The 23,123-nt window shown below is 52.3% G+C and carries 27 protein-coding genes; 24 read left to right on the forward strand and 3 right to left on the reverse strand.

From position 1 onward, the window contains the following. Nucleotides 1-25 precede the first annotated feature (25 nt). Together D9741_RS11405 and D9741_RS11410 are read right to left on the reverse strand one after the other, a co-directional pair. Nucleotides 26-1,060 carry a phage portal protein gene (locus D9741_RS11405; protein WP_099587846.1) on the reverse strand — a complete coding sequence of 345 codons (1,035 nt, stop codon included), beginning with the start codon at nucleotides 1,058-1,060 and terminating at the stop codon, nucleotides 26-28. Then, the gene (locus tag D9741_RS11410; protein WP_130215709.1) at nucleotides 1,060-2,832 is read right to left on the reverse strand and encodes a terminase ATPase subunit family protein; all 1,773 of its coding nucleotides are present in this window, start codon (nucleotides 2,830-2,832) and stop codon (nucleotides 1,060-1,062) included. Before D9741_RS11410 ends, D9741_RS11405 begins: the two co-directional genes overlap by 1 nt. Nucleotides 2,833-3,005: 173 nt before the next feature. Here D9741_RS11410 and D9741_RS11415 point away from each other — a divergent pair, with 173 nt between their 5' ends. The 19 genes from D9741_RS11415 to D9741_RS11505 all read left to right on the forward strand — a co-directional run bounded on the left by D9741_RS11415 (nucleotide 3,006) and on the right by D9741_RS11505 (nucleotide 15,718). Further along, nucleotides 3,006-3,860, forward strand: coding sequence for a GPO family capsid scaffolding protein (locus tag D9741_RS11415; RefSeq protein ID WP_001085953.1), 855 nt, complete (start codon nucleotides 3,006-3,008; stop codon nucleotides 3,858-3,860). Nucleotides 3,861-3,918: 58 nt separating this feature from the next. Then, entirely contained in the window at nucleotides 3,919-4,992 is a 1,074-nt protein-coding gene (locus tag D9741_RS11420; RefSeq protein WP_130215711.1) for a phage major capsid protein, P2 family, read from the forward strand. Nucleotides 4,993-4,995: 3 nt separating this feature from the next. Then, complete coding sequence (locus D9741_RS11425; protein WP_130215713.1) at nucleotides 4,996-5,739, forward strand: terminase endonuclease subunit; 744 nt, start codon at nucleotides 4,996-4,998, stop codon at nucleotides 5,737-5,739. A gap of 99 nt (nucleotides 5,740-5,838) precedes the next feature. Beyond that, nucleotides 5,839-6,348, forward strand: coding sequence for a head completion/stabilization protein (locus tag D9741_RS11430; RefSeq protein WP_130215715.1), 510 nt, complete (start codon nucleotides 5,839-5,841; stop codon nucleotides 6,346-6,348). Next, on the forward strand, nucleotides 6,348-6,551 hold the full coding sequence (locus D9741_RS11435; RefSeq protein WP_000846409.1) for a tail protein X: 204 nt from the start codon (nucleotides 6,348-6,350) through the stop codon (nucleotides 6,549-6,551). Before D9741_RS11430 ends, D9741_RS11435 begins: the two co-directional genes overlap by 1 nt. 3 nt (nucleotides 6,552-6,554) lie before the next feature. Then, the gene (locus tag D9741_RS11440) at nucleotides 6,555-6,836 is read left to right on the forward strand and encodes a phage holin family protein (protein ID WP_000123123.1); all 282 of its coding nucleotides are present in this window, start codon (nucleotides 6,555-6,557) and stop codon (nucleotides 6,834-6,836) included. Beyond that, nucleotides 6,836-7,333: a glycoside hydrolase family 104 protein gene (locus D9741_RS11445; protein WP_001144101.1), complete on the forward strand. Its 498-nt coding sequence runs from the start codon at nucleotides 6,836-6,838 to the stop codon at nucleotides 7,331-7,333. Before D9741_RS11440 ends, D9741_RS11445 begins: the two co-directional genes overlap by 1 nt. A gap of 14 nt (nucleotides 7,334-7,347) precedes the next feature. Then, nucleotides 7,348-7,773 carry a DNZ54_00345 family protein gene (locus tag D9741_RS11450; RefSeq protein ID WP_130215717.1) on the forward strand — a complete coding sequence of 142 codons (426 nt, stop codon included), beginning with the start codon at nucleotides 7,348-7,350 and terminating at the stop codon, nucleotides 7,771-7,773. Further along, nucleotides 7,761-8,186 (forward strand): Rz-like lysis system protein LysB, encoded by a 426-nt coding sequence (gene lysB, locus D9741_RS11455; protein WP_130215719.1) that lies wholly within the window; start codon nucleotides 7,761-7,763, stop codon nucleotides 8,184-8,186. The genes D9741_RS11450 and lysB overlap by 13 nt, the downstream gene beginning before the upstream one ends. Continuing rightward, on the forward strand, nucleotides 8,086-8,331 hold the full coding sequence (gene lysC / locus D9741_RS23585) for an Rz1-like lysis system protein LysC (RefSeq protein WP_230988398.1): 246 nt from the start codon (nucleotides 8,086-8,088) through the stop codon (nucleotides 8,329-8,331). The genes lysB and lysC overlap by 101 nt, the downstream gene beginning before the upstream one ends. Further along, a complete protein-coding gene (locus D9741_RS11465) occupies nucleotides 8,294-8,761 on the forward strand; it encodes a phage tail protein (RefSeq protein WP_000917141.1) in 468 nt (155 codons plus the stop codon). The genes lysC and D9741_RS11465 overlap by 38 nt, the downstream gene beginning before the upstream one ends. After that, nucleotides 8,754-9,206, forward strand: a complete 453-nt coding sequence (locus tag D9741_RS11470) for a phage virion morphogenesis protein (protein WP_130215721.1) — start codon at nucleotides 8,754-8,756, stop codon at nucleotides 9,204-9,206. Before D9741_RS11465 ends, D9741_RS11470 begins: the two co-directional genes overlap by 8 nt. A gap of 66 nt (nucleotides 9,207-9,272) precedes the next feature. Next, nucleotides 9,273-9,908 (forward strand): phage baseplate assembly protein V, encoded by a 636-nt coding sequence (locus D9741_RS11475; RefSeq protein ID WP_130215723.1) that lies wholly within the window; start codon nucleotides 9,273-9,275, stop codon nucleotides 9,906-9,908. Then, on the forward strand, nucleotides 9,905-10,252 hold the full coding sequence (locus D9741_RS11480; RefSeq protein WP_024247207.1) for a GPW/gp25 family protein: 348 nt from the start codon (nucleotides 9,905-9,907) through the stop codon (nucleotides 10,250-10,252). Before D9741_RS11475 ends, D9741_RS11480 begins: the two co-directional genes overlap by 4 nt. 4 nt (nucleotides 10,253-10,256) lie before the next feature. Continuing rightward, nucleotides 10,257-11,165 carry a baseplate assembly protein gene (locus D9741_RS11485; RefSeq protein ID WP_130215725.1) on the forward strand — a complete coding sequence of 303 codons (909 nt, stop codon included), beginning with the start codon at nucleotides 10,257-10,259 and terminating at the stop codon, nucleotides 11,163-11,165. Further along, nucleotides 11,158-11,688, forward strand: coding sequence for a phage tail protein I (locus D9741_RS11490; protein ID WP_130215727.1), 531 nt, complete (start codon nucleotides 11,158-11,160; stop codon nucleotides 11,686-11,688). Before D9741_RS11485 ends, D9741_RS11490 begins: the two co-directional genes overlap by 8 nt. 10 nt (nucleotides 11,689-11,698) lie before the next feature. After that, nucleotides 11,699-14,317 (forward strand): phage tail protein, encoded by a 2,619-nt coding sequence (locus D9741_RS11495; RefSeq protein ID WP_130215729.1) that lies wholly within the window; start codon nucleotides 11,699-11,701, stop codon nucleotides 14,315-14,317. Then, a complete protein-coding gene (locus D9741_RS11500) occupies nucleotides 14,317-14,895 on the forward strand; it encodes a tail fiber assembly protein (protein ID WP_130215731.1) in 579 nt (192 codons plus the stop codon). Before D9741_RS11495 ends, D9741_RS11500 begins: the two co-directional genes overlap by 1 nt. A gap of 319 nt (nucleotides 14,896-15,214) precedes the next feature. After that, nucleotides 15,215-15,718, forward strand: coding sequence for a hypothetical protein (locus D9741_RS11505; RefSeq protein WP_077899478.1), 504 nt, complete (start codon nucleotides 15,215-15,217; stop codon nucleotides 15,716-15,718). Nucleotides 15,719-16,063: 345 nt separating this feature from the next. On the opposite strand, the gene D9741_RS11510 is transcribed toward D9741_RS11505, so the two are convergent. Then, nucleotides 16,064-18,091, reverse strand: coding sequence for an NERD domain-containing protein (locus D9741_RS11510; protein ID WP_130215733.1), 2,028 nt, complete (start codon nucleotides 18,089-18,091; stop codon nucleotides 16,064-16,066). 382 nt (nucleotides 18,092-18,473) lie between these two features. Between D9741_RS11510 and D9741_RS11515 the strand changes: the two genes are divergently transcribed. The 5 genes from D9741_RS11515 to D9741_RS11535 are packed head-to-tail and all read left to right on the forward strand — an operon-like array spanning nucleotide 18,474 to nucleotide 23,119. Further along, nucleotides 18,474-19,664: a phage tail sheath protein gene (locus D9741_RS11515; protein WP_021534010.1), complete on the forward strand. Its 1,191-nt coding sequence runs from the start codon at nucleotides 18,474-18,476 to the stop codon at nucleotides 19,662-19,664. Between the two features lie 12 nt (nucleotides 19,665-19,676). Next, a complete protein-coding gene (locus D9741_RS11520) occupies nucleotides 19,677-20,195 on the forward strand; it encodes a phage major tail tube protein (RefSeq protein WP_001251408.1) in 519 nt (172 codons plus the stop codon). Between the two features lie 56 nt (nucleotides 20,196-20,251). Further along, nucleotides 20,252-20,527 (forward strand): phage tail assembly protein, encoded by a 276-nt coding sequence (locus D9741_RS11525; RefSeq protein ID WP_001031303.1) that lies wholly within the window; start codon nucleotides 20,252-20,254, stop codon nucleotides 20,525-20,527. Beyond that, nucleotides 20,524-20,679, forward strand: a complete 156-nt coding sequence (locus D9741_RS11530) for a GpE family phage tail protein (protein WP_000143832.1) — start codon at nucleotides 20,524-20,526, stop codon at nucleotides 20,677-20,679. The genes D9741_RS11525 and D9741_RS11530 overlap by 4 nt, the downstream gene beginning before the upstream one ends. After that, nucleotides 20,672-23,119: a phage tail tape measure protein gene (locus D9741_RS11535; protein WP_130215735.1), complete on the forward strand. Its 2,448-nt coding sequence runs from the start codon at nucleotides 20,672-20,674 to the stop codon at nucleotides 23,117-23,119. Before D9741_RS11530 ends, D9741_RS11535 begins: the two co-directional genes overlap by 8 nt. Nucleotides 23,120-23,123: the final 4 nt, after the last annotated feature.

A 23,123-nucleotide genomic window follows, 5' to 3' on the forward strand; every position in this document is an offset into this window, starting at 1 on the left:
AAAAGCCGCCCGCAGGCGGCGATGTTCAGCCGTTGTCAGTGTCCAGTGAGTAGTTTTTAAAGCGGATGACCTCCTGACCGAGCCAGCCGTTTATTTCCCGAATCCTGTCCTGTAACGGGATAAGCTCATTGCGGACAAAGACCTTTGCCACTTTCTCAATATCACCCAGCGACCCGACGTTCTCCGGCTTGCCGCCCATCAACTGAAAGGGGATGCGGTGCGCGTCCAGCAGGTCAGCGGCGCTGGATTTTTTGATATTAAAAAAATCGTCCTTTGTCGCCACTTCACTGAGCGGGATAATTTTGATGCCGTCTGGCTTTCCCTGTGGTGCATAGAGAAACAGATTATTAAAGTTATTGCGTCCTTTCGACTTGGCCATGTTTTCGCGAAGTGAGTCAATGTAATCGCGATCCTGCAATGCGTCGGTGATATACATGATATATCCGGCATGTGCACCGTTTTCGTAATACTTGCGGCGGAACAGCGTGGCCGACTCATTCAGCCAGGCAGAGTTAAGGGCGCTCAGATATTCCGGCAGGCCGTACAGCTCCTGATTAATATCCGGCTCCAGCAGGTGAAACACGGAGCCGGGCGTGAAAGGTGTCGGCTCGTTGAAGGATGGCACCCACCAGTAAACATCCTCCTCCACGCCACGGCGGGTATATTTTGCCGGTGAGGTTTCCAGTCTGATGACCTTACCGGTGGTGCTGTAACGCTTTTCCAGAAACGCATTACCGAACACCAGAAAATCCAGCACAAAGCGGCTGAAATCCTGCTGGGAAAGCCACGGATGCGGGATAAACGTTGAAGCCAGAATATTACGTTTGACGTAAATCGGTGAGCTGTGATGCACGGCAGCACGCAGGCTTTTTGCCAGACCGGTAAAGCTGACCGGTGGCTCATACCATCTGCCGTTACTGATGCACTCGACATAATCCAGAATGTCACGGCGGTCGAGTACCGGCACCGGCTCGCCAAAGGTGAATGCCTCCATTTTCGGGGCGCTGGCGGTCATTGTTTTTGCCGCAGGTTGCGGTGTTTTCCCTTTTTTCTTGCTCATCAGTAAAACTCCAGAATGGTGGATGTCAGCGGGGTGTTGATACCGGCGGTGAGTGGCTCATTTAACAGGGCGTGCATGGTCGCCCAGGCGAGGTCGGCGTGGCTGGCTTCCTCGCTGCGACTGGCCTCATAGGTGGCGCTGCGTCCGCTGCTGGTCATGGTCTTACGGATAGCCATAAACGAGCTGGTGATGTCGGTGGCGCTGACGTCATATTCCAGACAGCCACGTCGGATAACGTCTTTTGCCTTGAGCACCATTGCGGTTTTCATTTCCGGCGTGTAGCGGATGTCGCGCGCGGCGGGATAGAACGAGCGCACGAGCTGGAACACGCCGACACCGAGGCCGGTGGCATCAATACCGATGTATTCGACGTTGTATTTTTCGGTGAGTTTGCGGATGGATTCCGCCTGAGTGGCAAAGTCCATGCCTTTCCACTGGTGACGCTCAAGTATTCTGAATTTGCCACCGGCCACCACCGGCGGTGCCAGTACCACGCATCCGGCACTGTCGCCACGGTGTGACGGGTCGTAACCAATCCATACCGGGCGGGAGCCGAACGGATTTGCGGCAAACGGCGCATAGTCTTCCCATTCTTCCAGCGTGTCGACCATGCAGCGTTGCAGCTCCTCGAACGGGAACACCGACGCCTTGTCGTCAACAAATTCACACATGAACAGGTTTTTAAAATCGTCGGCGCTGTTTTCGCGTTTGAGCTGCTCAATGTCGAACAGCGTGCAGCCGCCTTTCAGCGCGTCCTCAATGGTGACAATCTGCCGCCACTGGCCGTCCGCACAGAGAAGCCCACCGGCAAGGGCGTTATGACTGACGTCGATTTCCACGCGTTCAGCGGCGCTGGCGCGTCCCCGGTTAAACAGTTCACCGGACCAGAACGGGTAGGCGTCGTGCGCCAGCGTGGACGGGGTGGAGAAATAGGTCGAGCGCAGGTGACTCTGTGAGGCCATACCTGATGCCACCTTACGCAGTACCTGAAAATTCGGGATCCAGAAAATCTCGTCGACGTACAGGTCGCCGTTATGGCTTTGTGCGGTGTTGGAGTTGGTGCCGAGAAAAATCAGTTTTGCGCCGTTATTGCCCAGGACAATCGGGTCACCGGTCAGGTCAACGTCAACCAGCCGGGCAAAGGCGATGATGTATTCGCGGAACACATACGCCTGCGTTTTACTGGCCGACAGAAAAATCTGGTTATGACCGGTTTTCAGGGCGCGCAGCAGCGCCTCGCGGGAAAAATAAAATGTCGCGCCAATCTGGCGGGATTTCAGGATATCGCGGATGCGGTGCTCAAGCCCGGCGCGATACCAGTGCAACTGATAGTCGAAAGACTGCTCAAAGAAAATCTGCTCCAGCTTTTCGATGGCCTCGTCACTGAAAAAATTCTTTTTCGGTTTGCGCCGTCCGCCTTTGTTGCGGTTAGCGACGTTCGGATTAAGGTCTGCCTCGTTGCCGGTCTGACTGTAACGGTTTACCCGTGCCAGTCGTTCAATCTGGCGTCCCAGCAGGTCAATTTCCTTGAAGTCACCGCCGGTTTTCTGCGGTTTGATGATGAGCTGGGTCAGCCGCGCTTCCAGGCTCATTTCGACACGGCTGATGGGGGCAACGTTGTCCCAGCCGTCGCGCTGTTTCCAGCTCTGCACTGTCGGGCGTTTCATCTGCAACATGGCGGCAATCTGCGGCACGGAAAATCCCTGCCAGTACAGCAGCGCCGCCTGACGACGCGGGTCGTGTAAAAGAGTGGTGTCTGTGGTGATGGTCATGAATACCTCGCCGTGATGAATACACGGCAAGGCTACTGAGTCGCGCCCCGCGATTCGCTAAGGTGCTGTTGTGTCAGTGATAAGCCATCCGGGACTGATGGCGGAGGATGCGCATCGTCGGGAAACTGATGCCGACATGTGACTCCTCTAATCACTATTCAGGACTCCTGACAATGGCAAAAAAAGTCTCAAAATTCTTTCGTATCGGCGTTGAGGGTGACACCTGTGACGGGCGTGTCATCAGTGCGCAGGATATTCAGGAAATGGCGGAAACCTTTGACCCGCGTGTCTATGGTTGCCGCATTAACCTGGAACATCTGCGCGGCATCCTGCCTGACGGTATTTTTAAACGTTATGGCGATGTGGCCGAACTGAAGGCCGAAAAGATTGATGACGATTCGGCGCTGAAAGGCAAATGGGCGCTGTTTGCGAAAATCACCCCGACCGATGACCTTATCGCGATGAACAAGGCCGCGCAGAAGGTCTACACCTCAATGGAAATTCAGCCGAACTTTGCCAACACCGGCAAATGTTATCTGGTGGGGCTGGCCGTCACCGATGACCCGGCAAGCCTCGGCACGGAATACCTGGAATTCTGCCGCACGGCAAAACACAACCCCCTGAACCGCTTCAAATTAAGCCCTGAAAATCTGATTTCAGTGGCAACGCCCGTTGAGCTGGAATTTGAAGACCTGCCTGAAACCGTGTTCACCGCCCTGACCGAAAAGGTGAAATCCATTTTTGGCCGCAAACAGGCCAGCGATGACGCCCGTCTGAATGACGTGCATGAAGCGGTGACCGCTGTTGCTGAACATGTGCAGGAAAAACTGAGCGCCACTGAGCAGCGCCTCGCTGAGATGGAAACCGCCTTTTCTGCACTTAAGCAGGAGGTGACTGACAGGGCGGATGAAACCAGCCAGGCATTCACCCGCCTGAAAAACAGTCTCGACCACACCGAAAGTCTGACCCAGCAGCGCCGCAGCAAGGCCACCGGTGGTGGCGGTGACGCCCTGATGACGAACTGCTGACCGGCGTCAGTCAGTCCGGGAAAACCTTCACGATTAACCCTTAATTTCAGGAAAAACTATGCGCCAGGAAACCCGCTTTAAATTTAATGCCTACCTGTCCCGTGTTGCCGAACTGAACGGCATCGACGCCGGTGATGTGTCGAAAAAATTCACCGTTGAACCGTCGGTCACCCAGACCCTGATGAACACCATGCAGGAGTCCTCTGACTTTCTGACCCGCATCAACATTGTGCCGGTCAGCGAAATGAAAGGGGAAAAAATTGGTATCGGTGTCACCGGCTCCATCGCCAGCACCACCGACACCGCCGGTGGTACCGAACGTCAGCCGAAGGACTTCTCGAAGCTGGCGTCAAACAAGTACGAATGCGACCAGATTAACTTCGATTTTTATATCCGCTACAAAACGCTGGACCTGTGGGCGCGTTATCAGGATTTCCAGCTCCGTATCCGTAACGCCATTATCAAACGCCAGTCCCTTGATTTGATCATGGCCGGTTTTAACGGCGTGAAGCGTGCCGAAACCTCTGACCGCAGCAGCAATCCGATGCTGCAGGATGTGGCGGTCGGCTGGCTGCAGAAATACCGCAATGAAGCCCCGGCGCGCGTGATGAGCAAGGTCACTGACGAGGAAGGTCGCACCACCTCTGAGGTCATCCGCGTGGGTAAGGGCGGTGATTATGCCAGCCTCGACGCACTGGTGATGGATGCGACCAACAACCTGATTGAGCAGTGGTATCAGGAAGACCCTGACCTTGTGGTGATTGTGGGGCGTCAGCTACTGGCGGACAAGTATTTCCCCATCGTTAACAAGGAGCAGGACAACAGCGAAATGCTGGCCGCTGACGTCATCATCAGCCAGAAACGCATCGGTAACCTGCCAGCGGTACGCGTCCCGTACTTCCCGGCGGATGCGATGCTCATCACGAAGCTGGAAAACCTGTCCATCTACTACATGGATGACAGCCATCGCCGCGTGATTGAGGAAAACCCGAAACTCGACCGCGTGGAGAACTACGAGTCAATGAACATTGATTACGTGGTGGAAGACTACGCCGCCGGTTGTCTGGTGGAAAAAATTAAGGTCGGTGATTTCTCCACACCGGCTAAGGCGACCGCAGAGCCGGGAGCGTAACCGATGACGAGTCCCGCACAGCGCCACATGATGCGGGTCTCGGCAGCGATGACCGCGCAGCGGGAAGCCGCCCCGCTGCGACATGCAACTGTCTATGAGCAGATGCTGGTCAAGCTGGCCGCAGACCAGCGCACACTGAAAGCGATTTATTCAAAAGAGCTGAAGGCCGCAAAAAAACGCGAACTGCTGCCGTTCTGGTTGCCGTGGGTGAACGGCGTGCTGGAGCAGGGCAAAGGTGCACAGGATGACATTCTGATGACGGTCATGCTGTGGCGTCTGGATACCGGCGATATTGCCGGTGCGCTGGAGATTGCCCGTTATGCCCTGAAGTACGGTCTGACCATGCCGGGTAAACACCGCCGCACCCCGCCGTACATGTTCACCGAGGAGGTGGCGCTCGCGGCCATGCGCGCCCACGCTGCCGGTGAGTCTGTGGATACCCGCCTGCTGACGGACACCCTTGAACTGACCGCCGCTGCTGACATGCCTGATGAAGTGCGCGCAAAGCTGCACAAAATCACCGGTCTGTTTCTGCGTGACGCTGGTGATGCCGCAGGTGCGCTGGCGCACCTGCAACGTGCGACACAGCTCGACTGTCAGGCAGGCGTCAAAAAAGAGATTGAACGACTGGAGCGGGAGCTGAAACCGAAGCCGGAGCCGCAGCCAAAAGCGGCCATCCGTACCCCGCGTAAGACCCGGAGCGTGACACCGGCAAAACGTGGACGTCCGAAAAAGAAAGCCAGTTAACAACCGAATGCGCCCCGCGCCAGGGCGGCACGCCGGTCAGTGAGGGTGAATCACCTGACACTGCACCGGCGTCCACCGCCCGACTTTTCAGAGGTAGTCATGATGACGCTGATTATTCCGCGAAAGGAGGCTCCCGTGTCCGGTGAGGGTACGGTGGTCATCCCGCAACCGGCAGGCGACGAGCCGGTGATTAAAAACACGTTCTTTTTTCCCGATATCGACCCGAAGCGCGTCCGGGAACGTATGCGCCTTGAGCAGACCGTCGCCCCCGCCCGTCTGCGTGAGGCCATCAAGTCAGGCATGGCGGAAACGAATGCGGAGCTGTACGAGTACCGCGAACAGAAAATTGCCGCTGGTTTTAGGCGTCTGGCTGACGTTCCGGCGGACGACATCGACGGTGAAAGCATCAAAGTTTTTTACTACGAGCGCGCCGTGTGTGCGATGGCGACCGCGTCGCTTTATGAGCGTTATCGCGGTGTGGATGCCAGTGCGAAAGGCGACAAGAAGGCCGACAGCATTGACAGCACCATTGATGAGCTGTGGCGGGATATGCGCTGGGCAGTGGCGCGCATCCAGGACAAGCCGCGCTGCATCGTGAGTCAAATCTGATGAAGACCTTTGCGCTACAGGGCGACACGCTCGACGCCATTTGTGTCCGGTATTACGGGCGCACTGAGGGCGTGGTTGAGACCGTGCTCGCCGCAAATCCGGGACTGGCTGAACTGGGTGCGGTGCTGCCACACGGCACCGCCGTCGAACTGCCCGACGTTCAGACCGCGCCCGTGGCTGAAACTGTCAATCTGTGGGAGTAACGCATGACAGCAGAAGAAAAAAGCGTCCTGTCGCTTTTCATGATTGGGGTGCTGATTGTTGTCGGCAAGGTGCTTGCCGGTGGTGAACCCATCACCCCGCGTCTGTTTATCGGGCGCATGTTGCTCGGTGGTTTTGTCTCGATGGTTGCCGGTGTTGTTCTGGTGCAGTTTCCTGACCTGTCACTGCCTGCGGTGTGCGGCATCGGCTCCATGCTGGGTATCGCCGGTTATCAGGTGATTGAGATTGCCATTCAGCGCCGCTTTAAGGGCAGGGGGAAACCGTAATGCCGGTAATTAACACGCATCAGAATATCGCCGCCTTTCTCGACATGCTGGCAGTGTCCGAAGGGACGGCGAACCATCCGCTGACGAAAAACCGGGGCTATGACGTGATAGTCACCGGACTGGACGGAAAGCCGGAAATTTTCACCGACTACAGTGACCACCCGTTCGCGCATGGCCGACCGGCGAAGGTGTTTAACCGTCGCGGTGAAAAATCCACGGCCTCCGGTCGCTATCAGCAGCTTTACCTGTTCTGGCCGCATTACCGCAAACAGCTTGCCCTGCCGGATTTCAGTCCGTTGTCACAGGACAGACTTGCCATTCAGTTGATCCGCGAACGCGGTGCACTGGATGACATCCGGGCGGGACGCATTGAGCGCGCCATTTCACGCTGTCGCAATATCTGGGCGTCCCTGCCGGGTGCCGGTTACGGTCAGCGTGAGCATTCACTGGAAAAACTGGTCACCGTCTGGCGTACCGCTGGCGGCGTACCGGCGTAAACGGAGTAAACACCATGAAGAAATTATCCCTTTCACTGATGCTGAACGTGTCGCTGGCGCTGATGCTGGCACTGTCCCTGATTTACCCGCAGAGCGTGGCCGTCAATTTTGTCGCCACCTGGGCGATTCTGGCGACGGTTATCTGTGTGGTTGCCGGTGGTGTCGGCGTGTATGCCACTGAGTATGTGCTGGAACGCTACGGGCGGGAGCTGCCGCCGGAATCGCTGGCCGTGAAGATTGTCACGTCGCTGTTTTTGCAGCCGGTGCCGTGGCGCAGACGGGCGGCGGCTCTGGTGGTGATGGTGGCGACGTTTATCTCGCTGGTCGCTGCCGGGTGGATTTTTACCGCGCTGATTTATCTTGTGGCGTCGCTGTTTTTCCGGCTGATACGCACGGCCTGCCGTCAGCGTCTTGAGGGGCGGGAACTATGTCAAGGCTGATGATTGTGCTGGTTGTGTTGTTATCGCTGGCGGTGGCCGGTCTGTTTCTGGTGAAACACAAAAATGCCAGCCTGCGCGCCTCGCTGGACAGGGCGAACAACGTCGCCAGCGGGCAGCAGACGACTATCACCGTGATGAAAAACCAGCTTCATGTTGCACTCACCAGGGCAGACAAAAACGAGCTGGCGCAGGTGGCACTGCGTCAGGAACTGGAGAACGCCGCGAAGCGTGAAGCACAGCGCGAGAAAACCATCACGAGGTTACTCAATGAAAACGAAGATTTTCGCCGCTGGTACGGTGCTGACCTGCCTGATGCTGTGCGCCGGTTGCACCAGCGCCCGGCCTGCACTGACGCCAGTGATTGTCCACAACGCCTGCCCGAAAGTGAGTCTTTGCCCGATGCCGGGCAGTGACCCGGAGACGAACGGCGATTTAAGTGCCGATATCCGGCAGCTTGAGAACGCGCTGGCACGCTGTGCCAGCCAGGTAAAAATGATTAAACACTGTCAGGACGAAAACGATGCTCAAACCCGACAGCCTGCGCAGGGCGCTGACTGATGCCGTCACGGTGCTGAAAACTAACCCCGATATGCTGCGGATATTCGTGGATAACGGGAGTATTGCCTCCACACTGGCGGCGTCGTTGTCATTCGAAAAGCGTTACACGCTCAATGTCATTGTGACCGACTTTACCGGTGATTTTGACCTGCTCATCGTGCCGGTGCTGGCGTGGCTGCGGGAAAATCAGCCCGACATCATGACCACCGACGCAGGCCAGAAAAAGGGCTTCACGTTTTATGCAGACATCAACAATGACAGCAGCTTTGATATCAGCATCAGCCTGATGCTGACCGAGCGCACGCTGGTCAGTGAGGTGGACGGCGCACTGCATGTGAAGAATATCCCGGAACCCCCGCCGCCGGAGCCGGTCACCCGCCCGATGGAGCTGTATATCAATGGCGAACTGGTGAGCAAGTGGGATGAATGAGTTTAAGCGTTTTGAAGACCGGCTGGCCGGACTGATTGAATCGCTGTCACCGTCAGGGCGTCGGCGACTGAGTGCCGAACTGGCGAAACGTCTGCGGCAGAGTCAGCAGCGTCGGGTGATGGCACAGAAAGCCCCGGACGGCACACCCTACGCGCCACGCCAGCAGCAGAGCGCCAGAAAAAAGACCGGTCGTGTTAAGCGAAAAATGTTTGCGAAACTTATCACCAGCCGTTTTTTGCATATCCGCGCCAGCCCGGAACAGGCATCAATGGAATTTTACGGCGGGAAGTCACCGAAAATCGCCAGCGTGCATCAGTTCGGTCTGTCGGAAGAAAACCGGAAAGACGGTAAGAAAATTGATTATCCGGCGCGTCCTCTGCTCGGCTTTACCGGTGAGGATGTGCAGATGATTGAAGAGATTATCCTGTCTCACCTCGACCGTTAGTTGTGCCATTCCCGACACCTCATCGTCACATTGCCGCCGGTATGACCCGGCGGCATCCTTCCCGTTATGAACACTCTCGCAAATATTCAGGAACTCGCGCGCGCACTGCGCAACATGATCCGCACCGGCATTATCGTCGAAACCGACCTTAACGCCGGTCGCTGCCGTGTGCAGACCGGCGGCATGTGCACCGACTGGCTTCAGTGGCTGACCCATCGTGCCGGACGTTCGCGCACATGGTGGGCACCTTCCGTGGGGGAACAGGTGCTGATTCTGGCCGTGGGCGGTGAACTCGACACGGCGTTCGTTCTGCCGGGGATTTATTCCGGCGATAACCCCGCGCCGTCTGCGTCGGCGGATGCCCTGCATATCCGTTTCCCTGACGGGGCGGTGATTGAGTATGAACCCGAAACCAGTGCACTTACGGTAAGCGGAATTAAAACGGCCAGCGTGACGGCTTCTGATTCTGTTACTGCCACGGTGCCGGTGGTCACGGTGAAAGCATCAACCCGTGTCACTCTGGACACGCCGGAGGTGGTCTGCACAAACAAGCTGATCACCGGCACGCTGGAAGTGCAGAAGGGGGGGACGATGCGCGGCAACATTAAACATACCGGCGGTGAACTCTCATCAAACGGTAAGGTACTGCATACCCATAAACACCCCGGCGACAGCGGCGGCACAACCGGGAGTCCTCTATGACAGCGCGTTATCTTGGAATGAATCGCAATGATGGCCTGACTGTCACTGACCTTGAGCATATCAGCCAGAGTATCGGCGATATCCTGCGCACACCGGTCGGCTCACGGGTGATGCGTCGTGATTACGGCTCGTTGCTGGCGTCAATGATTGACCAGCCGCAGACCCCGGCGCTTGAGTTGCAGATTAAGGTCGCCTGTTACATGGCGGTGCTGAAATGGGAACCCCGCGTCACCCTGTCATCCGTCACCACTGAGCGCAGTTTTGACGGGCGAATGACGGTCACGTTAACCGGCCAGCACAACGACACCGGCCAGCCACTTTCGTTAACCATCCCTGTGAGTTGAAACCATGCCGATTATCGACCTGAACCAGCTACCTGCACCGGATGTGGTCGAGGAGCTGGACTTTGAAACCATTCTTGCCGAACGCAAGGCGACACTGATTTCTCTTTACCCGGAAGACCAGCAGGAGGCGGTCGCCCGTACCCTGACGCTGGAATCTGAGCCTCTCGTCAAACTGCTGGAGGAAAATGCTTATCGTGAGCTTATCTGGCGTCAGCGTGTGGATGAGGCTGCGCGGGCGGTGATGCTGGCCTGTGCCGCCGGTAATGACCTTGATGTGATTGGTGCCAATTACAACACCACGCGCCTGACTATCACCCCGGCAGATGATTCGACCATCCCGCCGACACCGGCAGTGATGGAGTCTGACACCGATTATCGTCTGCGTATTCAGCAGGCGTTTGAAGGTTTAAGCGTCGCCGGGTCGGTGGGAGCCTATCAGTATCATGGTCGCAGTGCCGACGGGCGTGTCGCGGATATCTCTGTCACCAGTCCGTCTCCTGCCTGTGTCACCATCTCTGTGCTGTCACGTGAAAATAACGGTGTGGCATCCGAAGACCTGCTGGCGGTGGTGCGCAACGCCCTTAATGGTGAGGACGTCAGGCCGGTGGCCGACCGCGTGACCGTGCAGTCTGCCGCCATTGTTGAATACCAGATAAACGCCACGCTTTACCTTTACCCTGGTCCCGAAAGCGAACCCATCCGCGCTGCTGCCGTGAAAAAACTGGAAGCGTACATCACGGCACAGCACCGGCTGGGGCGTGACATCCGTCTGTCTGCCATTTATGCCGCTTTGCATGTAGAAGGCGTGCAGCGTGTCGAGCTGGCCGCACCACTGGCCGACATTGTGCTCAACAGTACGCAGGCGTCTTTCTGCACCGAATACCGCGTCGTGACCGGAGGCTCGGATGAGTGATTCGCGACTGCTGCCGACCGGCTCATCACCGCTTGAAGTCGCCGCCGCAAAAGCCTGTGCGGAAATTGAAAAAACGCCGGTCAGTATTCGTGAGCTGTGGAACCCGGACACCTGCCCGGCAAATCTGCTGCCGTGGCTGGCGTGGGCGTTTTCGGTTGACCGCTGGGATGAAAAGTGGCCGGAAGCAACAAAACGCGCCGTTATCCGCGATGCCTATTTCATCCACTGTCATAAAGGCACTGTCGGCGCAATCCGACGCGTGGTGGAGCCGCTCGGCTATCTCATTAACATAAAGGAATGGTGGGAGACAAACGACCCGGCCGGAACCTTTCGCCTTGATATCGGTGTGCTGGAAAGCGGTATCACAGAGGAAATGTATCTGGAAATGGAACGGCTGATTGCCGATGCCAAACCCGCAAGTCGCCACCTTATCGGCCTGAACATTATCCAGGACATTCCCGGCTGTCTGTATACAGGCGGTGTGGTCTGTGATGGTGATGTTATTACTGTTTATCCCGGATAAGTGAGAAACAATGAGCACGAAATTTAAAACCGTTATCACTACTGCCGGAGCCGCAAAGCTGGCAGCCGCCACTGTCCCCGGCGGGAAAAAAGTAACCCTGTCTGCAATGGCCGTGGGTGACGGTAATGGCAAATTGCCGGTGCCGGATGCCGGTCAGACGAAACTGGTGCATGAGGTCTGGCGTCACGCTCTGAATAAAGTCAGCGTGGATAACAAGAATAAAAACTATATCGTGGCTGAACTGGTTGTACCGCCCGAAGTGGGCGGCTTCTGGATGCGTGAGCTTGGTCTGTATGACGATGCCGGAACACTGATTGCGGTCGCTAACATGGCAGAAAGCTATAAGCCTGAACTGGCTGAAGGCTCCGGGCGTGCGCAGACCTGCCGCATGGTCATTATTGTCAGTAACGTGGCGTCTGTTGAGCTGAGTATTGATGCCAGCACAGTGATGGCGACGCAGGATTACGTCGATGACAAAATCGCAGAACATGAGCAGTCCCGCCGCCATCCTGACGCCACGCTGACAGAAAAAGGTTTTACTCAGTTAAGCAGTGCAACAAACAGCACCAGTGAGTCATTGGCGGCAACGCCAAAAGCGGTCAAGGCAGCAAATGACAACGCAAATTCACGTCTGGCGAAAAATCAGAATGGTGCAGATATCCAGGATAAATCAGCTTTTCTGGACAATGTTGGCGTTACCAGCCTGACGTTTATGAAAAACAATGGCGAAATGCCGGTTGATGCTGATCTGAATACGTTTGGTCCTGTTAAGGCTTATTCAGGTATCTGGTCTAAAGCAACATCCACCAACGCAACACTGGAGAAAAATTTCCCGGAAGATAATGCTGTCGGTGTGCTTGAGGTTTTTGCTGCCGGAAATTTTGCAGGTACGCAACGCTTTACCACAAGAGACGGCAATGTATACATGCGTAAACTCGCCAATAAGTGGAATGGCACTGATGGTCCGTGGGGCGTATGGCGTCACACTCAATCAGCGACCCGCCCTTTGAGTACGACTATAGACCTGAATACGCTTGGAGCCGCCGAGCATCTTGGTTTATGGCGTAACAGTAGCTCGGCTATAGCTTCATATGAACGCAATTATCCAGAGGAAGGCGGCTTTGCTCAGGGGACGCTTGAGATCCTCGAAGGCGGGAATTATGGAAGAACGCAACGTTATACCACTCGCCGTGGAAATATGTACGTCCGCTGCCTTGCGGCAAGCTGGGATGCATCAAATCCGCAGTGGGAACCGTGGTTAAGAGTCGGTCATCAGTCAGAGAGTCGTTATTACGACGGGGATTTGAATGATGTGACTTCACCAGGTATTTACAGCGTTACAGGTAAAGCGACCAACGGTCCAATACTGGACGGAAACGGCGTGACAGTCCTCGGTATTCTGGAAGTGTTGAGGCGCTTTGATGGTGTTAACGTATGGCAGCGTTATACAACTGCCGGAACAGGTACAACCCTTAAAGGTCGCACGTTTGAGCGCGTTTTTACCGGCAGCTCGTGGAGCGAATGGCGGGAAGTCTACACCTCGTATTCACTTCCCGTGAATCTGGGTATCGGCGGTGTTACAGACAGGTTATCCAGTCTGGACTGGCAGACCTACGACTTTATACCGGGCAGCATGATAACTGTCAGGCTTTCAGATATGACCAATATTCCCGATGGGATGGAATGGGGCGTCATTGATACTAACCTGATAAATATCACTGTTGGCCCCAGTGAAGGCGGAGGTGTCGCCCGTTCAATGCAGGTATGGCGCAGCACTTCAAACAAAACCAACTATCGTTTTTTTACAGTCCGTTTATATGGCAATCCTGGGGAGCGTAGCTTCAATATTCGTCGGCTACCAATTATCGACGAAGCCCAGACATGGGAGGCAAAACAGACATTCAGCGGTGGCCTTTCAGGTGAGCTGTCCGGCAATGCTGCTACAGCAACAAAGCTGAAAACGGCAAGGACAATTAACGGCGTAAAATTTGACGGCTCGGCAAATATTGAAGCGTTTCCGCCAGGTGTTCCGCTGCCGTGGCCATCAGATACACCACCTGCGGGCTATGCAATTATGCAGGGGCAGACGTTTGATAAGGCAGCATATCCGAAACTGGCTATAGCCTATCCTTCTGGTGTTATTCCAGATATGCGCGGCTGGACAATCAAGGGCAAACCCGCCAGTGGGCGTGCCGTATTGTCACAGGAACAGGACGGGATTAAATCGCATACTCACAGCGCCAGTGCGTCAAATACGGATTTAGGGACGAAAACGACCAGTTCATTTGATTACGGCACGAAGACAGTCAGTACGTTTAACTACGGAACAAAAACCACTAATACCACAGGTAACCATACACATACCATTTACAGAGGGAATGCCAATACTAATGGTGAAACCGGTAAAACAGGCTTTGACAACCCATCGTTTAATGGCACATCAGGAGCTGCCGGGAATCATGCCCACACGGTAGATATTGGCGCACATAATCATACGGTTGGTATTGGTGCACATTCACACACGGTTGCTATTGGCTCACACGGGCACTCTATTACCGTTAATGCTACAGGTAATACAGAAAACACCGTCAAAAACATCGCATTTAACTATATTGTGAGGCTTGCATAATGGCTTTCAGAATGAGTGCAGAAGCACAAACTATCCTCGTTTTCAATTTACTTGATGGAACCAATGAGTTTATTGGCGAAAGTGATGCATATATTCCGCCGCATACAGGTCTGCCTGCAAACAGTACAGATATTGCACCACCTGATATTCCTGCTGGTTATGCAGCCGTTTTCAATGCAGATGAAATGAAATGGGAACTGATGGAAGACCATCGCGGAAAGACCGTCTACGAAACGAAAACAGGAGCAGCCATTTATATTTCTGAACTTGGCGTATTACCTCCAGATGTGACAGCTATTTCCCCGGAGGGGGATTATCAGAAATGGAACGGAAATGCGTGGGTGAATGATGAGAATGCAGAGCGTGATGCACTTGTCAGAGCGGCGGAGTCTCAGAAGAAAGAGCAGATTGTATATGCCGGTGAAATTATTGGCATGCTGCAGGATGCTGTCGATTTAGATATGGCTACCGAGGAAGAAAAGTTAAGCCTGACACACTGGAAAAAATACCGTGTGCTACTGAATCGCGTTCAGCCGGAAAATGCCCCGGATATAGAATGGCCAGAAATGCCGCAATAAATCGTATTAGCTCTGGTGTGAGATTACTCATCTATGGCACAGAGTAAAACCTAATCTGACTGTCCGCTCTGTGCCAAGGGCGGACGTTAGAAATATAAAAGCATCTTTATAACCTGGTTGTTGGGGAGAGTTTTGTTGCGTTCGCCACCACTCCTGAGAATGCTGCTATTTACTATGGTAATATTGACAGCTAAAATTTATAATGAAGAGCGACTCAATAGCCAGTTCAAGCCAGATTCTGATGGGGCATTAATGATATTCCTTCTCGCTATTTCGGTATGTTGCCCACTCTAGCATCTTTAGAATAAGGAACGAAACCGTGACAGAATTTCTTGAAAAAATGTTTGATCGTGTTTATTCGGAAAAAGACTTCAGCATTAATATCGCCATATTTGTCTCCGGAATCGCAGGAGTTACCTGTTATCTTATTCTCCACGATTATGTACTGACGCTGTTTTCTTTTATTATTGTTTTTCCGGTTGTAAAGATTATTGCGGGAGGATTATACCTGCGAATTATTACCCTCAAGGGAGAGGCAGTTGCAGAAAAACGACTGGCAATGCTTTATAATTCTTTGACTGGAAGAGAAAAAGAAGTAGTAATGCACTTTGTGACGCATGGTGGTTCTGTTATGACATGGGGACAAATGAATAGGCTTGATGATCCTGAACCGGGTGTAGAATCTCTGGCCCGTCGTGGATTACTGAATACGTCCGTAACGATGGATGGTATGCGAGAAACGTTTGAACTAGATCTGACCCTCTTTAATTATGCATACAACTATCACCCCCATCAGGAGAAGATGCTTACTTCAGAAGAATAAGAAATTTGTAATCTTTATGATGAAAATCTTAAACAGTATGGCGCCTCCCATCCTGTTTATTCAAAGGATGTAAGGTTTACACATTCCTGAAAACTTCAGACTCAACCATGATGTATGAGCTGTAGTATGAAGTCTCTTTCCATCCAGTTAAGTAAATGTCTGCTCCTCGCTTAAAGCGGACTTTTAGCTTAGTTAGCTAGTCAGCTCAGTGCTAAAAGCTGTATAGTCTGTATTGATGAACTAAGGAGCAGATCAGGAGTATTTTGGAGAGCGTTTTAGTTACTGTGAAATATAATAGATTGAAACCATGAGGCTCTATTAGAACCTCATGGTAAACTTAAATACTTACTGAAGTAAAACATTCATTCTTTCTCTCCGATAATCCACAAGTTGTTCAATATCGCTCTCAAGACTTTCTATCCCAAAAGCAACTGAATCACTAATTTGTAGAGTGTGTTTTTTGACAACAGTGCTTTCAAAAAACTCATTTAATTGAATTGGTTTTTCAAATTGTTTAATTAAGTCAGAGGCTTGAAGCGTATTATTTTCCCATAATTTATGCATGGGGTGATTTGTGGACGTTAACGTACCATATTCATTTCTTACTTTAATTCCACTTATATGACTATTGTGCAGTATTTTGCTAAGTGCCGAATAGTCAGTTACATACACCCCATAGTATTTCCCAGGAAGTGAGAATGGAAGGTTGTTGACAATTACTGGTATAATTTCAAAGTTATTAATATCAAGGCCAAATTTATCGCTGAATACATCCTGGTGTTTTTTTAGACCATCAGCAAGTCTGATAACTTGATTAGCTGCGTCAATTAAAAACATTTTCTTCTTGAATGCTTTAGTTACAGAACCACCGGATAAATTTGTATTTTTACATTCCAGAACAAATACTTTATCATCTAATACAATTATTGCATCATACTCATATTCTTCATTCTCTCTTTTGAACTTAAAATGCTGATGATTTATTTTTAAATCAGAGAGCATTTCGTGGATCTCTTTTTCAAAACCAAATCCTTTTTGGGAAAGATCTACTTTTAGTGATGAGAACTTTGATAATATAATGTTACTTATTCCAGGGCTGAAATAGCCAATACTACAGAATAGATAATCTCCAGATTTCATTTTTAAAAGAGGAGAATCATAAAGGTCACGGGATTCATTGTTAAAGCTAGCCAAATCAATAAATAGCTTTGATTTATTACCAGGTATACCAACTAATTGTAAATATGTGCTCAATTCCGATGAAGTAAATACTTCTCTTTTTTCCGATATTTTGGATAGTCTTTCTAGCGCGGAGTAACACCTAACCCATTCACGCAGTGTTAAACCAAAAATTAACATGCTCTCATCAGTTAAACATAGAGTCTCGAGTAGTGCTACATATGCCGGAAACTCTGATGTCGTTATTGAATAACCGTTATTAATATCTGCAAGCCTAGTTAAATTTTCATCTACTGTTTTATGGACATTATGTTTATACAACGCCTCCATGAAGTTCTGTGATAACTTTGAATACAGCCTTTCATTTGACATGTAATCCAATCTTATGAATTGTTCTTTAGTTAGATTAAATTCATAGAATGTCTCAAGACCAGCGTTCTCTAATCCATTAGGTAAGTTTGTAGAGGTATATTCATTTAATTCATAATCAAATAGCAGGCATGTTTCTACAGAACGCTCTAAAGAAGACCACAGTATCGAATTGTAAAATATTACCCCAGCATCATTAATATCATCTTCCTTAACATCTACCATGTCAGGAATTACAATGAAACCCCCACTATTTAACTTATAATTAAAGCCAATCATCTTCAAACTAAGAGATAGATAATCGACTGTTTTGGATATTACAACATCAGGAGAGTATGATTCACCTTGTTTGTTTTTTAAGTATGCGGTAGAAATATCAAACAATTTTGGTTCCCGGTTAATGCTCTCTAGATATTTCTTTGTTTCGTTTTTTAAAAAATCTATCTCACCTTGCGCCCGTCTTATTATAGCCCAACACTGTATTTCCGGCGTTTTTTTGCTGATGGGTAAGCTTGATAAGTTAGATTTAATAACATCAAATATTTTTTCCGCACAAATACATAGTTTTTTAAGGTTATCTATTTTTTGTATTAAATCAGGGACACTTGTAGCTCCTTTTAAGTCGGTGAGGAATGAATTTCTTTTTTCCCGTAAATTCACATTGTGGGGTTGTATATTGATGTTTTTTTTAAACATCGCAAAAAGGAAACGAAGTATTTTATCATTATAATTCTGTTTTAACTGTATCACTATGTTCTTTGACTTGAATTTGCAATAGTCGATTTCTAACGTTTTATAGATATTTTCTGCATGTGATTGTGACATAAAGAAACCTTACAGTGGTGGTAATATTTGACATGATGTCCATTGAGGTAGCATGCAGTTTATCCAATATCCTGAATACTCGCAAATTTAAAACAATATTAATGGAGAGTATAAATATCCTGCTTAACCGGACCATTCACTTTGAGAGATCTTCCGGCAAACCAATGTCCGCAGTTCGCTCAAAGTAGACTGTCAGATTTGACAGAGCTTTGGTTACTTAATTTGTCAGTTGGAAACTGAGAGAGTACAAATCAAGGCCGGCGGGCTGATTGCCCGCCTTTTCTTTATCTGTTGTTTCATCCACTGACCAGTCAGGTCAAATAGCGTCTCATGCACTGCCCAACAGAAAATAGTTGCACCCATTAACCACGGAGTTAAACGGATGAGTGACTATCATCACGGCGTGCAGGTGCTGGAGATTAACGACGGCACCCGCGTCATTTCCACCGTATCCACTGCCATTGTCGGCATGGTCTGCACGGCCAGCGATGCGGATGCGGAAACCTTCCCCCTCAATAAACCGGTGCTGATTACCAATGTGCAGAGCGCAATTGCAAAGGCTGGTAAAAAAGGCACGCTGGCGGCGTCGTTGCAGGCCATCGCTGACCAGTCAAAACCAGTCACCGTTGTCGTGCGTGTTGAAGACGGCACCGGCGACGACGAGGAAACGAAACTCGCGCAGACCGTTTCCAATATCATCGGCACCACTGACGAAAACGGTCAGTACACCGGACTGAAAGCCCTGATGGGGGCTGAGTCGGTTACCGGCGTTAAACCGCGCATTCTTGGTGTGCCGGGGCTGGACACCAAAGAGGTTGCCGTCGCACTGGCATCGGTATGCCAGGAACTGAATGCATTCGGGTATATCAGCGCATGGGGCTGTAAAACCATTTCCGAGGTGAAAGCCTACCGCCAGAATTTCAGCCAGCGTGAGCTGATGGTCATCTGGCCGGATTTCCTCGCATGGGATACGGTCACCAGCACCACCGCCACCGCGTATGCCACCGCCCGTGCGCTGGGTCTGCGCGCTAAAATCGACCAGGAGCAGGGCTGGCATAAAACGCTGTCCAACGTCGGGGTAAACGGTGTTACCGGCATCAGCGCATCTGTATTCTGGGATTTGCAGAAGTCCGGCACTGATGCTGACCTGCTGAACGAGGCAGGCGTCACAACGCTGGTTCGCCGCGACGGTTTCCGTTTCTGGGGTAACCGTACCTGCTCCGATGACCCACTGTTCCTCTTTGAAAGCTACACACGCACCGCGCAGGTACTGGCTGACACGATGGCTGAGGCGCACATGTGGGCTATTGATAAGCCCATCACCGCAACGCTGATTCGCGACATCGTTGACGGCATCAATGCCAAATTCCGTGAACTGAAAAGCAACGGTTATATCGTGGATGGCACATGCTGGTTCAGTGAAGAAGCCAATGATGCGGAAACCCTCAAGGCCGGAAAACTGTATATCGACTACGACTACACCCCGGTGCCTCCTCTCGAAAACCTGACCCTGCGCCAGCGTATTACTTCAAGATACCTGGCAAGTCTGGTCACCTCGGTTAACAGCAATTAAGGAGCCTGACCGATGGCAATGCCGCGCAAACTCAAGTTAATGAACGTCTTTCTGAACGGCTACAGCTATCAGGGCGTTGCAAAGTCCGTCACGCTGCCAAAACTGACCCGTAAGCTCGAAAACTATCGCGGTGCGGGGATGAACGGCAGCGCACCGGTAGACCTCGGCCTTGATGACGATGCGCTGTCAATGGAGTGGTCGCTCGGTGGCTTCCCGGATTCGGTTATCTGGGAGCTTTACGCCGCAACCGGTGTGGATGCCGTGCCGATTCGTTTTGCAGGCTCTTACCAGCGCGACGATACCGGCGAAACGGTGGCCGTCGAAGTGGTCATGCGTGGACGTCAGAAAGAAATCGACACCGGCGAGGGTAAACAGGGAGAAGACACCGAGTCGAAAATCTCCGTGGTCTGCACCTATTTCCGGCTGACGATGGACGGTAAGGAGCTGGTCGAAATCGACACCATCAACATGATTGAGAAGGTGAACGGCGTCGACCGGCTGGAGCAACACCGCCGCAATATCGGCCTGTGATTTTCATCCGGTCAGCCTGGCTGACCGGTTAACCCTGATTCAGAAGTGAGAAAACCATGAACAAAGAAAATGTCATTACCCTGGACAATCCGGTTAAACGTGGTGAGCAGGTTATCGAACAGGTCACGCTGATGAAACCTAATGCCGGGACGCTGCGCGGTGTCAGTCTGGCAGCGGTCGCGAACTCCGAAGTCGATGCACTGATTAAGGTGCTGCCGCGCATGACGGCACCGATGCTGACCGAGCAGGAAGTCGCCGCGCTGGAACTGCCTGACCTTGTGGCGCTGGCCGGTAAGGTGGTCGGTTTTTTGTCGCCGAACTCGGTGCAGTGACGTTTCCGAAAAATCTGTCGGTCGATGACCTGATGGCGGATGTGGCAGTGGTATTTCACTGGCCGCCATCAGAACTGTATCCCATGAGCCTGACCGAACTCATCACATGGCGCGAAAAGGCGCTCAGGCGAAGCGGAAACACGAATGAGTAACAATGTAAAATTACAGGTATTGCTCAGGGCTGTTGACCAGGCATCCCGCCCGTTTAAATCCATCCGCACAGCGAGTAAGTCGCTGTCGGGGGATATCCGGGAAACACAAAAATCACTGCGCGAGCTGAACGGTCACGCATCCCGTATTGAGGGATTCCGCAAGACCAGTGCACAGCTCGCCGTGACTGGTCATGCACTTGAAAAGGCACGGCAGGAGGCCGAAGCCCTTGCCACACAGTTTAAAAACACCGAACGCCCGACCCGTGCTCAGGCGAAAGTGCTGGAATCCGCAAAGCGTGCGGCGGAGGACTTACAGGCGAAATATAACCGCCTGACGGATTCCGTTAAACGCCAGCAGCGGGAGCTGGCCGCTGTGGGAATTAATACCCGCAATCTTGCACATGATGAGCAGGGACTGAAAAACCGTATCAGTGAAACCACCGCACAGCTTAACCGTCAGCGTGATGCGCTGGCGCGTGTCAGTGCGCAACAGGCAAAACTTAACGCAGTAAAACAGCGTTATCAGGCCGGAAAGGAACTGGCCGGAAATATGGCCTCAGTGGGCGCTGCCGGTGCGGGGATTGCGGCGGCGGGAACGATGGCCGGTGTTAAGCTGCTGATGCCCGGTTATGAGTTTGCGCAGAAAAACTCAGAATTACAGGCCGTGCTCGGAGTGGCAAAAGACTCTGCCGAAATGGCCGCGCTCCGCAAGCAGGCGCGCCAGCTCGGCGATAATACCGCCGCCTCGGCGGATGATGCGGCCGGTGCGCAGATTATCATTGCGAAAGCGGGTGGAGATGCTGCGGCTATTCAGGCGGCAACGCCGGTCACGCTGAATATGGCACTGGCGAATCAGCGGTCGATGGAAGAAAACGCGCAACTGTTGCTGGGGACTAAGGCATCCTTTCAACTGTCAAATGATGATGTCAGCCATGTGGGCGACGTGTTGTCTGCAACGATGAATAAGTCGGCGGCTGATTTTCAGGGACTCAGTGATGCACTGACTTACCTCGGGCCGGTTGCGAGGACGGCAGGCGTAAGTCTTGAGCAGGCAGCGGCCATGACAGGTGTGCTGCATGACAATAACATCAGGGGGTCAATGGCGGGTACGGGTAGTAGTGCCGTTGTCACCCGATTACAGGCACCGACTGGAAAAGCATGGGATGCACTCAAAGAGCTTGGCGTTAAAACCTCGGACAAAAAGGGAAATATGCGTCCGTTGTTCACCATTCTGAAAGAGATTCAGGCCAGCTTTGATAAACACAAGCTGGGAACGTCTCAGAAGGGGGAATACCTTAAAACCATTTTTGGTGAGGAAGCCCTGAAATCAGCGAACGTTTTACTGGCAGCGGCAGCAAGCGGAAAACTGGATAAGCTGACCGCCACGCTGAAAGCCTCGGACGGTAAAACGGAAGAGCTGGTTAAAATCATGCAGGACAACCTCGGCGGTGACTTTAAGGAGTTTCAGTCCGCTTATGAGGCTGTGGGGACTGACCTGTTTGACCAGCAGGAAGGCGCACTGCGTAAGCTCACGCAGACGGTCACAAAGTATGTGTTAAAACTCGACGGCTGGATCCAGAAAAACAAATCACTGGCGTCAACCATCGGCGTCATTGTCGGTGGTGCACTGGCACTGATTGGTGTCATCGGTGCCATTGGCCTCGTAGCCTGGCCGGTTATCACCGGCATCAATGCCATCATCGCGGCAGCAGGCGCAATGGGTGCAATCTTCACGACGGTTGGCAGTGCTGTTATGACGGCCATCGGGGCGATTAGCTGGCCGGTTGTGGCCGTGGTGGCCGCCATTGTCGCCGGGGCGTTACTTATCCGTAAATACTGGGAGCCTGTCAGCGCATTCTTTGGCGGTGTGGTAGAAGGGCTGAAAGCGGCATTTGCGCCTGTGGGGGAACTGTTCACGCCACTTAAGCCGGTGTTTGACTGGCTGGGCGAAAAGTTACAGGCCGCGTGGCAGTGGTTTAAAAACCTGATTGCCCCGGTCAAAGCCACCCAGGACACCCTGAACCGTTGCCGTGACACGGGCGTCCTGTTCGGGCAGGCACTGGCTGACGCGCTGATGCTGCCGCTTAATGCGTTCAACAAACTGCGCAGCGGTATTGACTGGGTACTGGAAAAACTCGGTGTTATCAACAAAGAGTCAGACACACTTGACCAGACCGCCGCCAGAACTCAAGCCGCCACGTATGGCAGCGGTGGTTATATTCCGGCGACCAGCTCTTATGCAGGCTATCAGGCTTATCAGCCGGTCACGGCACCGGCTGGCCGCTCTTATGTAGACCAGAGTAAAAACGAATATCACATCAGCCTGACGGGTGGTACTGCGCCGGGGACACAGCTTGACCGCCAGTTACAGGATGCGCTCGAAAAATACGAGCGGGATAAACGTGCGCGCGCCCGTGCCAGCATGATGCATGACGGTTAAGGAG

The sequence above is a fragment of the Escherichia sp. E14V7 genome, assembly GCF_004212225.1.
Taxonomy (GTDB): Bacteria; Pseudomonadota; Gammaproteobacteria; order Enterobacterales; family Enterobacteriaceae; genus Escherichia.

Coding starts and splice junctions, on each gene's coding strand:
- D9741_RS11475 (WP_130215723.1), top strand. CDS start 9,273: ATGAACACTCTCGCAAATATTCAGGAACTCGCGCGCGCACTGCGCAAC.
- D9741_RS11525 (WP_001031303.1), top strand. CDS start 20,252: ATGAACAAAGAAAATGTCATTACCCTGGACAATCCGGTTAAACGTGGT.
- D9741_RS11430 (WP_130215715.1), top strand. CDS start 5,839: ATGATGACGCTGATTATTCCGCGAAAGGAGGCTCCCGTGTCCGGTGAG.
- lysC (WP_230988398.1), top strand. CDS start 8,086: ATGCTGTGCGCCGGTTGCACCAGCGCCCGGCCTGCACTGACGCCAGTG.
- D9741_RS11425 (WP_130215713.1), top strand. CDS start 4,996: ATGACGAGTCCCGCACAGCGCCACATGATGCGGGTCTCGGCAGCGATG.
- D9741_RS11440 (WP_000123123.1), top strand. CDS start 6,555: ATGACAGCAGAAGAAAAAAGCGTCCTGTCGCTTTTCATGATTGGGGTG.
- D9741_RS11520 (WP_001251408.1), top strand. CDS start 19,677: ATGGCAATGCCGCGCAAACTCAAGTTAATGAACGTCTTTCTGAACGGC.
- D9741_RS11500 (WP_130215731.1), top strand. CDS start 14,317: ATGGCTTTCAGAATGAGTGCAGAAGCACAAACTATCCTCGTTTTCAAT.
- D9741_RS11470 (WP_130215721.1), top strand. CDS start 8,754: ATGAATGAGTTTAAGCGTTTTGAAGACCGGCTGGCCGGACTGATTGAA.
- D9741_RS11405 (WP_099587846.1), bottom strand. CDS start 1,060: ATGAGCAAGAAAAAAGGGAAAACACCGCAACCTGCGGCAAAAACAATG.
- D9741_RS11485 (WP_130215725.1), top strand. CDS start 10,257: ATGCCGATTATCGACCTGAACCAGCTACCTGCACCGGATGTGGTCGAG.
- D9741_RS11450 (WP_130215717.1), top strand. CDS start 7,348: ATGAAGAAATTATCCCTTTCACTGATGCTGAACGTGTCGCTGGCGCTG.
- D9741_RS11495 (WP_130215729.1), top strand. CDS start 11,699: ATGAGCACGAAATTTAAAACCGTTATCACTACTGCCGGAGCCGCAAAG.
- D9741_RS11490 (WP_130215727.1), top strand. CDS start 11,158: ATGAGTGATTCGCGACTGCTGCCGACCGGCTCATCACCGCTTGAAGTC.
- D9741_RS11480 (WP_024247207.1), top strand. CDS start 9,905: ATGACAGCGCGTTATCTTGGAATGAATCGCAATGATGGCCTGACTGTC.
- D9741_RS11410 (WP_130215709.1), bottom strand. CDS start 2,832: ATGACCATCACCACAGACACCACTCTTTTACACGACCCGCGTCGTCAG.
- D9741_RS11465 (WP_000917141.1), top strand. CDS start 8,294: ATGCTCAAACCCGACAGCCTGCGCAGGGCGCTGACTGATGCCGTCACG.
- D9741_RS11445 (WP_001144101.1), top strand. CDS start 6,836: ATGCCGGTAATTAACACGCATCAGAATATCGCCGCCTTTCTCGACATG.
- D9741_RS11435 (WP_000846409.1), top strand. CDS start 6,348: ATGAAGACCTTTGCGCTACAGGGCGACACGCTCGACGCCATTTGTGTC.
- D9741_RS11415 (WP_001085953.1), top strand. CDS start 3,006: ATGGCAAAAAAAGTCTCAAAATTCTTTCGTATCGGCGTTGAGGGTGAC.
- D9741_RS11510 (WP_130215733.1), bottom strand. CDS start 18,091: ATGTCACAATCACATGCAGAAAATATCTATAAAACGTTAGAAATCGAC.
- D9741_RS11420 (WP_130215711.1), top strand. CDS start 3,919: ATGCGCCAGGAAACCCGCTTTAAATTTAATGCCTACCTGTCCCGTGTT.
- lysB (WP_130215719.1), top strand. CDS start 7,761: ATGTCAAGGCTGATGATTGTGCTGGTTGTGTTGTTATCGCTGGCGGTG.
- D9741_RS11535 (WP_130215735.1), top strand. CDS start 20,672: ATGAGTAACAATGTAAAATTACAGGTATTGCTCAGGGCTGTTGACCAG.
- D9741_RS11515 (WP_021534010.1), top strand. CDS start 18,474: ATGAGTGACTATCATCACGGCGTGCAGGTGCTGGAGATTAACGACGGC.